Below are 15128 nucleotides of genomic sequence, written 5' to 3' on the forward strand. Positions count from 1 at the left end.
CGAAAGCGCCTTGTTTAGAATGCTTTGATCGATCAGTCAGTCAGAGATACGTGCCACAACCAAAGCGGGTGCGACGTTATGGAGGATCCCTGCGACAAAATGCTGCATTGCGGCAGTACTCATGTACCTTTTTTGCGACACTTTGCATATTTGTCACGCTAAGGACCCCCAGCTCTTTCCTATGGCATTTGGTATACATTACGCTCCCCACGCTCGTAAGTTGAATCGACTACGAACGCGGGGAAAAAAACGTCATGAGGAATACGCTTCTATCGGGGACGGCTTGCGCCGCTCTTTGCTTGGTCTCGTTCAGCGGTGCGGCACGATCTGCGACACTCGATGACGTGATAGCTCGGCTCGACAAAATCGAAAAAGAAAACGCCGAGCTGCGCGCAAAAGTGCGCAGCCTGTCCGCGGCAAAGCCGGTAGCAGCGGCGCCGGCGGCCGCGCCGGCCGTTACCGACCCCAGCAAATTCAAGGGCAATCCGGTTCTGCACGCCGGCGTCGCGACCTCACCGGCACCCAAGCCCGGCGGCATGACGATTGGCGGCATTCCGGTCAAGGCGGGTCCGTTGGGACCGCTGATCGACAACACGACGGTTACGCTCTACGGCTCGATCGATCTTTCAGGGGACGTCTTCAATCCCTCGGTTTACGATCAGGGAACGAAATTCGGCGTCGCGAGCAACATTTCCAGCTTCGGTATTCGCGTCAGGCATAACCTCGCGCCGTATGGCTGGGACGGCATGGCCGTCGTGGCCCAGATCGAATCTCAAGTCGATTTCGCGTCGGCGCCAACCGAGCGCGCGGCGTTCGGAACGCGCGACAGCTTCGTCGGGATGGAGGGGCCGTGGGGCTCCATCAAGGCCGGTAAAACCGATACGCCGTACAAGAAATCCACCGCGGCGATGGATCCGTTCACTCGAACGCTTGGCGATTATAATTCGATCATGGGCAATACCGGCGGCGACAACCGCGCCGAGTTCGATTGGCGCATGAACCACGCGGTCTGGTATGAATCGCCGATCTTCAATGGCTTCCAGTTCAGCGCGCTGGCCTCGCCCGGCCAGAACGAGGCCAAGGACAACAGCGACTATGCATACGGCGATATCTTTCAATGCAACGGCGCGTCGGCCCGCGGCAGCGGCAGCAACTTCCCGAACACCGGTGGCGCGCTTCCCGGCAACATCGGCGGCAACGGTTGTACCGACGGCTCCTTCGGCAACGCCTATAGTGCTTCTTTGACCTACAAGAACGGGCCGTTCTCGGCGATCGCCGCCTATGAGCTCCACGAGCACGTCAATCGTCATGGCGACGACGGGCTCGAACCCGCCCTGGCCGGTACGCCCGCGTTCGCACCGGTCTTCCTGGCGGATGGTTCGCAAGTCTTGACCGGCACGCACAACGAATGGGCTGCGAAGGTGGGCGGCGGCTATCACTTCAACGATGGTCTCGGCGACCTGCAGCTGAATGCCTATTACGAGTGGATCCGGCGCGAGGTGACCCCTGCCGAACAACCGTTCAACGAGCGCTCGCGCGATGCCGTATTCGCCAGCGCCACGCAGCGGATCGGCATGTGGGCACTGAGCGCGTCTTACGCCCACGCTTTCAAGAGCCCAGGCAACCCGGCGATGCTGAGCGTCAACGATCCGGTGCTGGCACCGTTGGCAACGTTGCAAGGAAACCTGTTCAGCAATGACGCCAGCCAGTATGCGATCGGCGCCCGCTACTACTTCAGCGATTGGGCCAGCTGGTACATTGTCGGCTCCCAGCTCAATCAAGGTCCGGGCGCGCACTACTGCCTTGGTGCGAGTGGCCATGGCTACCAGGTCTGCTCTCGCGATCAGTTCAACAACACGATCGGTGGCGCAACCATCAGAGCTGCGACCACGGGTATGACGTTCAACTTCTGAGCGCCAGCGAACAGGGGATGAAGGGGGACTTGGCGACGGGTCCCCCTTCGCTTTAGGCGATCTGCTTCGATCGCGGCCGGGAAGTCCAATCGCCATCGATCGTCGAACGCCGGCAGGATGCCCCAAGAAATTGATTTTACCGGCACCTCGCCAGGGTAGAATTTGGCAGACCTGCGAGCGTTACAGGGAACCAGACCATGGATATGCAGCCGCCGCCGGCCCTGGTGCAATTTGCGCAGGCCGAAGTCCCGCCAGATCAGCCCGTCGAGCCGACACCGATCAAGGTCGACGTGTCGAAATACATTCCTGAATCGGCGACCGCGGTGACCATGATCGTGACGCTCACGCCGCCGACGGGCCAGGCCGTGATCTATCCCGCCGGCCATGAGAACGAGGGAACCCTGTTCAAGGGGCCGCGCTCGATCGACGAAGTCAAGCTCACCGGTCCGATCGTCTATGTGAAGCTCTATGGCGCGACCAGTTTCGATATCCAGTACACCAATTATCGGCAGCCCAATTGAATGCGGCCGGATTCGGCGTGAGAACGAACGACGCTGTGGGACATTCGACACCGCAACAGCTGTTGGAAGATGCCCTGGCAGCACACCGCAAGGGCAGAATAGGAGATGCGAAGCGGCTCTATGCTTCGGTCCTGAGAATGGATCCCACCAACGCGGCGGCGCATGGCAACCTTGCGATCATCGCCGCGCAGCAGGGCGATCTGACAAGCGCCGAGCGGCTGATTCGACGAGAGATCGAGCTCCGGCCGGATTATCCGGCGAGTCACAATAATCTCGGATCGGTGTTGCAGCAGCAGGGCAGGCTGGTGGACGCCATCGCCGCGCACCGGCATGCCATCAAACTCAATCCGAATTACGCGGAGGCCTTCCTGGCGCTCGGCAACGCGCTGAGGCAGCACGGCGATCTCGACGAAGCCATGGCAGCCTATCGGTCCGCCATCACGGCGAGGCAAGACTATGCCGAGGCCCACAACAACATCGGCGTGCTGCTTCAGATGCAGGGCCGGCCCGACCAGGCGGCGTCGGCCTATCGCGAAGCGCTCGCGCTCAGGCCGGGCTACGCGGAGGCCGGGTTCAATCTCGGCGGTGTGCTGCATCAACAGCATGAGCTGAAAGCCGCCGAAGCGGCCTATCGCAGGGTCATTTCGCTCAACCCCGGCATTGCCGTCGTTCACAACAATCTCGGAACGGTCTTGAAGGACCAGGGTCTCCCCGATGCCGCGCTCGCGGCCTTCGATGATGCCGTCAAGCTGCAGCCGGACTATGCCGAGGCGATCTATAATCGCGCCACGGTGCTGCAGCAGCAGTCGAAACTGGAAGCGGCGCTGGCGGATTACGGCCGGGCCATCGAGCTCCGGAAGGATTACACCGACGCGATCAACAATGCCGGCATCGTGCTTCAGGAACTCGGACGCGCAAGCGAGGCGATCGATCTTTACCGCGCCTTGCTCGAGCGCATGCCCGATCACGCCGATGCAAGCAACAATCTGGGGACGGCGTTATTGGCGCAGGGCGGGTTCGAGGAAGCGCGGGCGGCGTTCCAACAGGCCTTGACGCACAGGCCCGATTTCCCCGAGGCATTTTACAATCTCGGCAACGCCTGGCGAGAGCTCGGTAATCTGTCCGAGGCGATCGCGGCCTATCGCAACGCGTTGCGGCTTCGGCCCGATTACGCCGATGCCTTCGGCCAGCTCACCTATCATCGCGCGCAGGCGTGCGCCTGGGATGATTACACTGCCGATCAGGAGAAGCTCCTCGGCATGGTGCGGCAGGGGGTTCGCATCCCGCCGTTTTACCTGCTCTCGACGCCGGCATCCGCCGGGGATCAACTGGTCTGTGCCCGGCAATGGATCGAGCCGATCAGGCCGCCGCCGGACGCGGTCTTTCCGCATCGGGTATCGGTCGGGCGCGGGCGCATCCGGCTCGGCTATCTCTCGGGAGACTTTCATCAGCACGCCACGGCAGGGCTGATGGCCGAGTTGTTCGAGCGCCACGATCGCGACCGCTTCGAGGTTTTCGCCTATTCCTACGGACCCGACGACAACAGCCCGATGCGCTCGCGGCTGGCGCGCGGATTCGATCGCTTTGTCGACATCCGCGCCGCGTCTCACCGCGAAGCGGCACGGCTCATTCACGCCGACCAGGTCGACATCCTGATCGATCTCAAGGGCTATACCCATCACGCGCGACCGGCGATTTCGGCCCATCGCCCGGCGCCGGTGCAGGTGAGCTATCTCGGCTACCCCGCTACCATGGGGGCCGATTTCATCGACTACATCATCGTCGATCCCCTTGTCGTTCCGGCGAGCCAGCAGCCGTTCTTTTCGGAGCGGCTGGTCCACCTTCCCTGCAGCTATCAGGTGAACGACAGGCGGCGCGAGGTGACCGCCGGCGTCTCGCGGCAGCAATGTGGCCTGCCGGCCGAAGGACTCGTGTTTTGCTGCTTCAACAACTCCTACAAGCTGTCGCCGGCACTTTTCGATATCTGGATGCGCCTGCTGGGTTCGGTTCCCGGCGGCGTCTTGTGGCTGCTCGAGGCCAACCAGCTTGTGAAACAGAACCTCCGTGCGGAAGCCGGCAAACGCGGCGTCGACCCCACCCGGCTGGTCTTCGCCCCGGTCGTCCCGTCAGCCGAGCATCTCGGGCGCCACCGGCACGCCGACCTGTTTCTCGATAATTTGCCGTGCAACGCCCACACCACTGCGAGCGATGCGCTGTGGGCCGGAGTTCCCGTGCTCACCTGCAGTGGGGAAACCTTCGCCGGCCGGGTCGCCGGCAGCCTGCTGACGGCGACCGGTATGGCCGAATTGATCACGCAATCGCTCGAACAGTATGAACAGACCGCGCTGGCGCTGGCGCGTGACCCGCAACGCTTGGCCGCGCTGCGGCAAACCTTGCAGGAAAGCCGTGACACATGTGCGTTGTTCGATCTGCCAAAGTTGACGGGAAATATCGAGGCGGCCTACGCGCGAATGTGGCAGACTTGGCTTTCCGGCGAGAGGCCAGCGGCATTTTCAATCGAGACGGCTGCGGGAAATAAGGGAGAGCAACCATGTTGATGCGAATCGTCGTCGCGCTGGCTTCTTTGGTGGCATTCGGCACCAGCCAGGGATGGGCCGATGCCTATAAGGCGCCAAAGAATTATACAAGACATCATCGTCACGCGCATGTTGTTCGATACCAGGCGCAACCGGTCGCGCCGGCGCCCTATGACGGCCCGACGCTGGTGCTGCATCCCGCCCAGAACATCGCCTGCGATACGCCGTTTCGGTCGACGCGTGCGCTGCCCTGCGATCAACCGGTCTGGGTCTACGGAAGTCCCTGCGAGCGAGATTTGGGTCTCGGTCGCTACCGGTCTTGCGACGGGCGCTGAACGGGGGGCTGGTTTCGGAACAGGGTCATGACCGCGGGGGGCCGTTCAGAGCAGACGCTCGCAGCCGCGATGGTGCACCATCGCGCCGGCCGTCTCGCTGAGGCCGAGCGGCTCTACCAGTCCGTCTGCGATACTGATCCAGGCAACGCGCGCGCGTTTCACCTCTACGGCGTGGTCGCCCATCAGCTCGGACGGCCCGATGCGGCGTCGCTGCTCGGCCGCGCCGTGACCCTCGATCCGGCATTTGCCGAGGCCCACAACGACCGCGGCGTGATCCTCGCCGCCAATGGATCGTTTGCCGACGCCATCCCCTGCTTCGAGCGCGCGGTGGCGCTTAATCCCGGATATATCGAGGCGCGCAATAATCTCGGACGCGGATTGCGGTCGCTCGGGCGCCTCGACGAAGCATTGGTGCAGTTCGAACAGGTCCTGAAAGCCGCGCCCGATTCGCCGCTTGCCCATTTCAATCTGGGCTCGGTGCTCGAACTGGCTGGTCAACGGCCTGACGCCGAGAAGCATTACCGCAGCGCCATCGCGCTGCGCCCCGACTTTGTCGACGCCCATCTCCAATTGGCTTTGCTGCTTCAGAACAGCGATCGGCTGCCTGAAGCGCTGGCCCATGCGGAGCGGGCGGTCGCACTGCGTCCGGACAGCGCCGGTGCCCGCAACAATCTTGGCAATATTCTCCGCAGCCTCGGCCGGCGCGAGGAAGCGATCGCGCAATATCGGTCAGCGCTGCGGCTCGAGCCGAACTTCTTCATGGCGCACTACAATTGCGGCGTCGCGCTGCGTGGTGAGACCAGGATCGCGGAAGCGCGGGCGCATTTCGAGCGTGCGGTTGCGCTCAGGCCGGATTTTTTGGAAGCCGAACTCGCTTTGTGCATGGCGGAGCTTCCCGCGCTTTACGCGGACGCAGCGGAGATCGACGAGCGGCGCGCGGCCTATGCAAGCCGGCTGGCAAAACTGTCCGCGAATCTGGAACGCGCGGCCGTCCCCGCCGCGCTCACCGAGGCGATCGGGTCGCATCAGCCGTTCTATCTTCCCTATCAGGGCCGCAACGACCGCGAGCTTCAAGCTCGCTATGGCGCGCTGGTCTGCAAAATCATGGCCGCGAGATATCAGACGCCGGTTTTCCCGGATCCGCCCGCCGCGGGCGAGAAGATCAGGCTCGGTATCGTCAGCGGGTTTTTCCGGCAGCATTCGAACTGGAAGATCCCGATCAAAGGATGGCTCAAAATGCTGGACCGCGATCGGTTTCACGTCTCCGGCTATTACACGAACCCTGAGCGCGATGGCGAGACCGAGGCGGCGGCAGCGATGTGCGACCGCTTCGTGCAGGGTCCGCTATCACTCGACGGGTGGCGGCGCGCGGTCCTCGACGACGCGCCGCATGTTCTGATCTTTCCCGAAATCGGTATGGACAAGGTGTCGGCGCAACTCGCGGCGCAGCGGCTCGCCGCGGTTCAGTGCGTTTCCTGGGGACACCCGGTCACATCGGGATTTCCGACCGTCGATTACTTCATCAGCAGCGATCTCATGGAACCCGCGGACGCCGCCGATCACTATTTTGAAAAACTGGTGCGGTTGCCCAATCTATCGATCTATGTCGAACCGCCGGACGTCTCGCCGCCCGGGATCGACCGGGCCAAGCTCGGTCTGCGCGAAAATGCCGTTGTCTATTGGTGCGGCCAATCGTTGCCAAAGTACCTGCCGCAATTCGACGAGGTCTTCGCGCGCATCGCCACGGAGGTTCCCGACTCCCAATTTGCTTTCATCGAATTCGGAGGCGGTAGCGGCGTCACCAATTTGTTCCGAAATAGGCTCGAGCGCGCCTTCAAGGCCGCCGCTCTCAGCGCCGGCGATCACTGTGTTTTCCTGCCCCGGCTTGCGCCGGATCTGTTCGTCGCCGCCATCGGTCAATGCGACGTCGTGCTGGATAGCATCGGCTGGTCGGGCTGCAATTCGATCCTGGAGAGCCTCGTTCACGATCTTCCCATCGTGACATTGGCCGGCGCGATGATGCGCGGCCGCCACGCGGCGGCGATCCTTGACATGATGGGGGTCGGAGAGACCACGGCGCGGACCGTCGATGAATATGTCGGCTTTGCAGGCGCGCTCGGCCGCGACGCAACGAAGCGAAGCCGATTGTCCGCCCAAATACGTGACCAGAAGCGTCGAATCTACCGCGACCTTGACTGCATCGCATCGCTCCAGGAGTTTTTGGACAAAGCGGTGCGAAATCCCGGCAGCAAGTAGTTTGGAAAACCCTTGCTCACTGTGAGCTCCGCGGATCGCAATTCGCGCAGGGTCACTCGGTCACGTCCACGGATTCTTGCCGCTCGACAGCCGCTCCGCCATTTCGGTCTGGAATTGCGGGGGGCCATATGCGATCCATTCGCCGTCGGTCTGGAAGATCAGCGGCCGCTGGCTCTGCCGACAAAACTCCTTCAGCCAGTTGATCGCTTTCTCCTTCGGCCGTGCGCCGACGGCGACGGCAACATGGACCGGGACGCCCCGCCACTGAAAGTTTGAGGCAAGCAGAATCAAATTCGCCTTGTCCGGCCGCATCCATTCGGGAAGCGGACTGTTGTCGGCGAGCCACCCGCAAATGAATTGCTGGCACGGATCCACCGGCCTGTCCTGGTAGATGCTGCATTTGTGCGCGACACTGAAGCGGCAGGGATTTCCCGGCGAAACATCCTGACCGCGGACAGTGATCCTCAGCCAGCCGTCACAGCAGGCCGTGCATTCCGAACATCCTCTGGCTGCATTCGATCGATCAGGCTGCATTGAAGTTTTCGTCCCAACATTTCGGCTACGCTAGGTAAGATTCGAGCCGACTGCAAATCAGATCGGCCCGCAGGGGTAGCGAAGCATAGTCGCCCTCCATTGATGACAAAAGGCGGGTTAAGCCGGAATCTGGCATCGGGCCGCGCCTCGCGCGGACCCGTTGGCCAGCCCTCCTTACATGTTGCGGCAGTCGAATTGCTTTTAACCGCTTGCAATTTTGCGCTCGTGGGCCATACCGTCGAAAAGCAAAAGGGGTTTGAGCGATGCTAAATGAGCGAGAGAAGATTCTGGAAGCGCTGCGCGAGAAGCCGCTGAAGGTGTTCGAGGTGATGCGGCGCGCCAATATTCCGAATGAGGAAGCATGCCAATCGCTCCTGATGAAAATGCGGAGCGAAGGTTCGGTCAAGTTCGATATTCACAAGGGCCGATGGCACATCGGGTGACCACGTGCAGAGAGTGCCAACCATTGCCTAAATGGTATTGGCGACGCCCGCCTGATGCGATCCCGCGCCCGCTTGCGCATCATGAGGCGAAAACCCGGCCGGCGGCCGGGCCAGGGATCGGCCAACGCGCCTGAGCATCGCACCTGCCCGCGTGGCGCTGTGGTCAAGCAGCCAACGCCCGAACGCAGGAGGTGACAGCGCGCGCGCATAGAGAAATCCCTGAACGACGTCGCATCCAAGTTCCGCCAGCAAGTCTCTCTGCCCATCTGTTTCGACGCCTTCGGCCACGACGGTGAGCTGCAGGCTCTGGCCAACGCGGATCACGGTGGTAACGATCGCCCGCGCAGTGGGGTCGCTCTCGACATCGCGCATGAAGCTGCGATCGATCTTCAGCTCGCGGATTGGCAGATGCGCCAACCGGCTGAGACTCGAATAGCCGGTTCCAAAATCGTCCAGCGACAGGCCGACACCCTGCTTGCGAAGGGCATTCATGGTCTCGATCGCGACCGAGCGCTCGTTCAGGAACACGCCCTCGGTGATCTCGAGCATCAGCACTTCCGCCGGCAGGCCGTGATCCGCGAGGATCCCGGCGACAACTGATGCCAGATTCACGTTCTGGAAATTGATCGGCGACAGATTGACCGACACGCAGGGGATATCCAGCCCGGCCTTGCGCCATTCCGCCATTTGCCGGCAGGCCTCGCGGACCGACCACAGGCCGATCTGCTCGATCAGTCCGCACTCTTCGGCCAGCGGGATGAATTTCGCAGGCGAGACCTCGCCGAGCACCGGGTCATGCCAGCGCGCCAGCGCCTCGACGCCATGGATGGCGCCATCGCTCGTCCGGATCTGCGGCTGATAATGCAACTTCAGGGCATCGTTGGCGATCGCACTGCGCAACGCCGCGCTGTGGGCCAGCCGTTGTTCGGCGAGCCGGTCCATGTCCGCCGAGAAGAAGCGATAGGTGGAGCGGCCGGCGCGCTTGGCCTTGTACATGGCCGCATCGGCCTGCTGTATCAGAGTATCGATGTCATCAGCGTTGTCCGGATAGATGCTGATGCCGATGCTGGCGGACATTGGCACCTGCCTGGTTCCGATCGGGAGCGGCGTGGAGACAGCTTCCGTGATCCGCGAAGCGACCGTTGAGGCCTCGCTGGCGTCGCGGTTCGGCAACACGATCACGAATTCGTCGCCGCCGAGACGTCCCAGCAGGTCGCCCGGCTGAATCTGCGCGCGCAGGCGTTGGGCGAATTCGACCAGCAATTCGTCGCCGGCCGAGTGTCCAAGCGTATCGTTGACGTCCTTGAAATTGTCGACATCGAGAAACGCCAGCGCGACGTGTCCACCGGCGGGGCAGGCCTGGACCGCCTCGGCGATCATGTCGCGCAAGCGCGCGCGGTTCGGCAGGCCGGTCAACGTATCGTAATAGGCGAGCCGCGCGATCTGGGCGCGCGCTTCCTTGCGCTCGATCGCCAGCGCGCCGAGATGGACGCAGGCGTCGACGATGCGCTGATGCCAGCGGCTTGGCGGGCGGCATTCCCTGAAATAGAAGGCGAAGGTACCGATCACGCGGCCATCCTTGCCCTTGATCGGCGTCGACCAGCAGGCGCGCAAGCCGACCTCGAGCGGCCGGGTCTTGAACGGCTGCCAGCGCGGATCGGTGTCGATATCCTGCGCCAGCACGGCCTCGCCGTAATACGCCGCGGAACCGCAGGAGCCGATATCCGGGCCGATGGCGACGCCATCCAGCGCCCGGGAATAATCCTCGGGAAGGCTGGGGCCGCCCAGCGGATGAATTAGTCCAGCGGTGTCGATGTGGAGCAGCGAGGACACGACATCGGGCGCGATCTCCTCGACACGCCGGCAAAGCCGATCGGCGATATCGGTCAAGGGGATTTCATCGGCCAGTGCGTTCATGATCAGCTGCTGCAGCGACCGCAACTGCCTGGTCTCGGTGATATCGGTCAGCAGGGCGAACATGTACTTGACCTGCCCGCGGGCGTTGCGGAACGCCTTGACGTTGGCCGAGACCCAGATCTCGTCGCCGTTCTTGTCGTAGGCGAGGACTTCCTCCTCGCCGCCGTTTTCCTCATCGATGCAGCGCCGCAATCTTGCGAGCGTCTCGGGATCGGTATGGCGGCCCGCGATCAACTCGCGCAGCTGCCGTCCCGTCGCCTCCTCGGGCGTGTAGCCGAACATTCCGGCAAACGCCGCGTTGACATAGACGATCCTCCGGTCGGGATCGGTGACGACGACGGCGCGGTTGGTGCGGTCCGCGACCTCCGACAGCAGCGCCGATCGGGCGCGACGATCGGCTTCGGCGGTGATGTCGCGAACGTAGGCGATGGTCGAGGTCCGGCCGCCGGCCTCGACACGCGAAAGCGACAGCGCGGCGCGAACCCGGCTGCCATCCTTGCGCTTGATCGTGATCTCGGAGCTGCGTGTCCTGAAAGCGTCGTCGCCGCTCGTTTCACCCGAGACCGGCGCCGAATGCTGTTGCAGATCTTCAAGCCCCAGACAGCCTACATGACGACCGAGCACTTCCGTGCGGTTCAGCCCCCAGACGAGCTCGGCTGCCGCGTTGAAATGGCTGACGCGCAGATCGCTGTCGACGATCACGACGGCATCGTTCGCCCGCTCGAGTGCCGCCAGCAGGAAATCCGGGTCCTCTATCACAGGGCAATCGTGTTCGAGCATCATCCAACCCTGGTGCCCGCCTGGAAGCCATCGAGGCCTTGTCCCGGCGGAGGCACCGTTTTGGCGAAGAGCCTATGGTCCATCGGTGTTGAAATGGTTCTTCGGTCCGGTTCCATCCGGCGGAAAGATATCATCGTTAAGAATTCGCTAATGATCCGCAGCGAGCGCGGGTGAATACTGCTCCGGGCAGTCTCGATATTGGCCTGCGCAGCTGGTGCCGAGGGTTTCAAATTTGCAATAGAAGCCATGTCGACATTGAAATTCGCAGCTTTGCGGCAACGGTTTACTCTCGCGGCAGACCAAGCACGCGAATCGGAGAGGGAACGCAGTTCGATGGCTGATATTGGAGCAAAAGCCGGAGGCCAGGCGTCGCCAGCGCCGGCCCTGCCGTCCTGGCCGGACGAGGTCTACCGTGCGCTGAAGGACGCGGGCGTGCGCCAGGTCGCGATGGTGCCGGATGCCGGCCATAGCCGCCTGATCCGCGCCTTCGAGGCCGATCCGGAAACCCGCCTCGTCACCCTGACGACGGAGGAAGAAGGCGTGGCGATGCTGGCCGGCGCCTGGCTGGGCGGCGAACGCGGCGTGCTCCTGCTGCAGTCCAGCGGCGTCGGCAATTGCATCAACATGCTCTCGCTGCCCGCCATCTGCCACATGCCGCTGCTGATGATCGTGACGATGCGCGGCGATTGGGGTGAGTTCAACCCGTGGCAGATCCCGATGGGGCAGGGGACACGCGCGGTGCTGGAGGCGATGGGCGTGATCGTGACGCGGGCGGATGAGCCTGATCTGGTCGCCTCGACGGTCCAGGGCGCTGCGAACCTCGCTTTCAACACCTGGCGGCCGGCGGCGGTCCTGATCGGACAGCGCGTGCTCGGCGCCAAGAATTTCAAGGAGCTTGCCCGCAAATGACCCATCCGAATGCGTTGCTTCACCGTCGCGACGTCGTCAATGAACTGTTGCGGGCGCGCGGCGATCTGCTCGTGATCGCCGGCCTCGGCGCGCCGAACTGGGATGTCTCGGCCGCGGGCGATCACCCCAATAATTTTCCGCTGTGGGGCGCGATGGGCGCCGCTTCCATGATCGGGCTCGGACTTGCGATGGCGCAGCCGAAGCGGCGGGTGCTCGTCATCACCGGTGATGGCGAGATGCTGATGAGCATTGGGGCGCTGGCCACCATCGCGGTCGAGAAGCCTGCGAACCTGACCATCGCGGTGCTCGACAACGAGCGTTTCGGCGAAACCGGCATGCAGAAGACCCACACCGCCGCCGGCGTGGATCTGGCAGCGATGGCGGCCGCGGCCGGCATTCGGACGTCGCGGGTGGTCAGAACGCCAGCCGAGGTCACCGAAATCCGCGATCTCGCGCATCAGGGAAGCGGACCGGTGTTTGCGCAGATCAAGATCAATCCCGAGGCGCTGGTCTTCGTGATGCCGCCGGCCGACGGCGTCATCCTGACGACGCGGTTCCGGCAGTCGGTTCTCGGCGACAGCGCGCTCTATAATTGAGGCGCGCTGTCATACCGTCATCTTGATCTTCCAGAAACCTTCCTTCGAAAGCTGTTCGATCTCGGACATGATCAGCGTCGAGATCGTTGTCGTGGCGATCGACGTCGGATGGTCGATCGGCGATGCCAGGATGAGTTCGCGCGAGATCGACGGGCTGACGAGGGCGGCCATCTCCAGGCGCTGCGCCGCCAGTTCGGCGCGGATGGCGGAGGGCGGCAGCAGCGTGTAGCCCAGTCCCTCTTCCATCAGGCTGATCTGGGCGCGATAGGAATCGGCCTCGATCAGCGGGTTGAGCGACAATTTTTCCCGCGCCACGGCCTTTTCCAGCAGGGCCCGCAGACCGTGCGAAATGCTGGGAACGATCAGGTTCTGCTTCACCAGCCATTTCAGGTCGACGTGCTTCTTCTTGTTGAGGCCCGACCCCGGCGGCCCCACTACGGCGATGTCTTCGCGCCCGATCGACTGCACCTGGAGATGGAGATCCACCGCGGGGCCGTAGGTGATCGCCAGATCCATCTCGCCCCGGTGCAGCCATTCCACCAGATGCCCGCCATAGCTTTCCACGATGCGCAGCGAGATATCCGGAAAATCCGTGATGACGCGGCGGGCGAACCGTCCGGAGAAAACCGCGCTCACCGTCGGAACCAGCCCGAGGATGACGCGTCCGGATGGCTTGCCGCTCGCCGATTGCAAATCGTCGCGCACCTGCTCGATCTGGCGGACCAGACCCGTGGTGCGGTCGAGCAGCATCCGGCCCGCACTTGTCAAAAGCATGCCGCGCCCGTTGCGGACGAACAGCTCGACCCGAAGCTCGTGCTCGAGCAGCTTGATGTGCCGGCTGAGCGCAGGCTGCGCGGCCCGAAGGCGGTCCGCCGCCTTGCTGAGGCTCCCGAGCTCCGCCACGGCCCGGAACGTACGCAATTGCTTGAGATCCATCGGCTACCTTAAATGATTCATCCCACAAGCATCATATGCATTCAGGACCATAAATGGACTTGCGCGATGAACGTCAACAGGCCCCGCTTTGGACCAGACCGCCCTTGAAGGGGGCGTATCGCGATCGGTCCTAACCGGCTACATAGGTAACAGAATAGACCGGCGACATTGATGAGCGAAACATTGACTGCCTCCCTTGCCCGCTTGCCGGTCACCCTCCGCGACGTCGAGGCGGCCGCTTCCGTGCTCGCCGGCCACGTGAAGCGGACCAATTTCGAGCGCAGCCGCACGCTGTCGGACATCACCGGTGCCAACGTCTGGCTCAAGTTCGAAAATTTGCAGTTCACCGCGACCTTCAAGGAGCGCGGCGCGCTCAACCGGCTGTCGGCGCTGTCCGCCGATGAACGGCGGCGGGGCGTGATTGCCGCCTCGGCCGGCAACCACGCGCAGGGCGTGGCCTATCACGCGGCGTGCCTTTTGATCCCGGCAACCATCTTCGTGCCGCTGGGCACGCCAACCATGAAGATCGAGAACACGCGCCGGCACGGCGCCAATGTGATCGAAGGCGGCGCGACGCTGGAGGAAGCCGCGGCGCTCGCCGCGGAGCATGGCCGCAAGGAGCGCCTGACCTACATCCATCCCTACGACGATCCCTTGATCATCGCCGGTCAGGGCACCATCGCGCTCGAGATGCTTGCTTCGGTGCCCGACCTCGACATGCTGATCGTGCCGATCGGTGGCGGCGGCCTGATCTCCGGCATCGCCGTCGCGGCCAAGACGCTCAAGCCCGGTATCGAGATCGTCGGCGTGCAGGCCTCGCTGTATCCGTCGATGTACAATTTGATCAAGCGGCAGCAGCTTGCGATGCGCGGCGATACGCTGGCGGAGGGGATTGCGGTCAAGGCGCCTGGCCGGATCACGTCCGAGATCGTCGGCGCGCTGGTCGATGACATCGTGCTCGTCACCGAGCAGCAGATCGAGCAGGCGCTGAGCCTCCTCATCACCATCGAGAAGACCGTGACCGAAGGCGCGGGTGCAGCGGGCCTTGCCGCGGTGCTCGCCAATGAGGCGCGCTTCAAGGGCCGTGCGGTCGGTCTGGTCCTCAGCGGCGGCAATATCGATACGCGGCTGCTCGCGGGCGTGCTGACGCGTCAACTGGCCCGCGAGGGCCGCTTGTCGCAACTGAGGTTCGACATTGTCGACCGGCCCGGCCAGCTCGCCACCGTCGTCGCGGTCCTGAGCAAGACCGGCGCCAACATCGTCGAGGTGTCGCATCAGCGCATCTTCACCGATCTGCCGGCAAAGGCGGTGCAGCTCGAGGTGGTGATCGAAACCCGGGACCGGTCGCATCTGGCTTCGACCATTGCGGCGCTGAAGGCTGCCAACATCGCCGTCGATATTGGCGGCGAGTAGCGGCGCGGACGGGTTCTTCCCAAAGGGCCGGATGCCAT

Annotated in this window: 12 protein-coding genes; 9 read left to right on the plus strand and 3 right to left on the minus strand. The window is 63.2% G+C overall.

Translation table 11 applies throughout. The features are described 5' to 3' along the window. Nucleotides 1–254 precede the first annotated feature (254 nt). The 5 genes from NL528_RS04930 to NL528_RS04950 all read left to right on the plus strand — a co-directional run bounded on the left by NL528_RS04930 (nt 255) and on the right by NL528_RS04950 (nt 7562). Nucleotides 255–1913 (plus strand): porin, encoded by a 1659-nt coding sequence (locus tag NL528_RS04930; RefSeq protein ID WP_309181600.1) that lies wholly within the window; start codon nt 255–257, stop codon nt 1911–1913. A gap of 197 nt (nt 1914–2110) precedes the next feature. Then, nucleotides 2111–2434, plus strand: coding sequence for a hypothetical protein (locus NL528_RS04935; protein ID WP_309181601.1), 324 nt, complete (start codon nt 2111–2113; stop codon nt 2432–2434). 17 nt (nt 2435–2451) lie between these two features. Continuing rightward, a complete protein-coding gene (locus NL528_RS04940; protein WP_309181602.1) occupies nt 2452–4992 on the plus strand; it encodes a tetratricopeptide repeat protein in 2541 nt (846 codons plus the stop codon). Next, entirely contained in the window at nt 4986–5306 is a 321-nt protein-coding gene (locus NL528_RS04945) for a hypothetical protein (RefSeq protein ID WP_309181603.1), read from the plus strand. Before NL528_RS04940 ends, NL528_RS04945 begins: the two co-directional genes overlap by 7 nt. Nucleotides 5307–5333: 27 nt before the next feature. Next, a complete protein-coding gene (locus NL528_RS04950; protein ID WP_309181604.1) occupies nt 5334–7562 on the plus strand; it encodes a tetratricopeptide repeat protein in 2229 nt (742 codons plus the stop codon). Nucleotides 7563–7622: 60 nt separating this feature from the next. Here the strand turns inward: NL528_RS04950 and NL528_RS04955 are convergent, their stop codons facing one another. Further along, entirely contained in the window at nt 7623–7937 is a 315-nt protein-coding gene (locus tag NL528_RS04955) for a hypothetical protein (RefSeq protein WP_309181605.1), read from the minus strand. 422 nt (nt 7938–8359) lie between these two features. On the opposite strand from NL528_RS04955, the gene NL528_RS04960 reads away from it, so the two are divergent. Continuing rightward, entirely contained in the window at nt 8360–8539 is a 180-nt protein-coding gene (locus tag NL528_RS04960) for a hypothetical protein (protein WP_309181606.1), read from the plus strand. 27 nt (nt 8540–8566) lie between these two features. Here the strand turns inward: NL528_RS04960 and NL528_RS04965 are convergent, their stop codons facing one another. Beyond that, nucleotides 8567–11236: an EAL domain-containing protein gene (locus NL528_RS04965; protein WP_309181607.1), complete on the minus strand. Its 2670-nt coding sequence runs from the start codon at nt 11234–11236 to the stop codon at nt 8567–8569. 333 nt (nt 11237–11569) lie between these two features. Here NL528_RS04965 and NL528_RS04970 point away from each other — a divergent pair, with 333 nt between their 5' ends. Continuing rightward, a complete protein-coding gene (locus NL528_RS04970) occupies nt 11570–12145 on the plus strand; it encodes a thiamine pyrophosphate-binding protein (protein ID WP_309181608.1) in 576 nt (191 codons plus the stop codon). Further along, entirely contained in the window at nt 12142–12741 is a 600-nt protein-coding gene (locus NL528_RS04975; RefSeq protein WP_309181609.1) for a thiamine pyrophosphate-dependent enzyme, read from the plus strand. Before NL528_RS04970 ends, NL528_RS04975 begins: the two co-directional genes overlap by 4 nt. 9 nt (nt 12742–12750) lie before the next feature. Here the strand turns inward: NL528_RS04975 and NL528_RS04980 are convergent, their stop codons facing one another. Then, nucleotides 12751–13677, minus strand: coding sequence for a LysR substrate-binding domain-containing protein (locus tag NL528_RS04980; protein ID WP_309181610.1), 927 nt, complete (start codon nt 13675–13677; stop codon nt 12751–12753). A gap of 171 nt (nt 13678–13848) precedes the next feature. Here NL528_RS04980 and NL528_RS04985 point away from each other — a divergent pair, with 171 nt between their 5' ends. Next, nucleotides 13849–15090, plus strand: a complete 1242-nt coding sequence (locus tag NL528_RS04985; protein WP_309181611.1) for a threonine ammonia-lyase — start codon at nt 13849–13851, stop codon at nt 15088–15090. Nucleotides 15091–15128: the final 38 nt, after the last annotated feature.

Source organism: Bradyrhizobium sp. Ash2021, assembly GCF_031202265.1.
GTDB lineage: Bacteria > Pseudomonadota > Alphaproteobacteria > Rhizobiales > Xanthobacteraceae > Bradyrhizobium.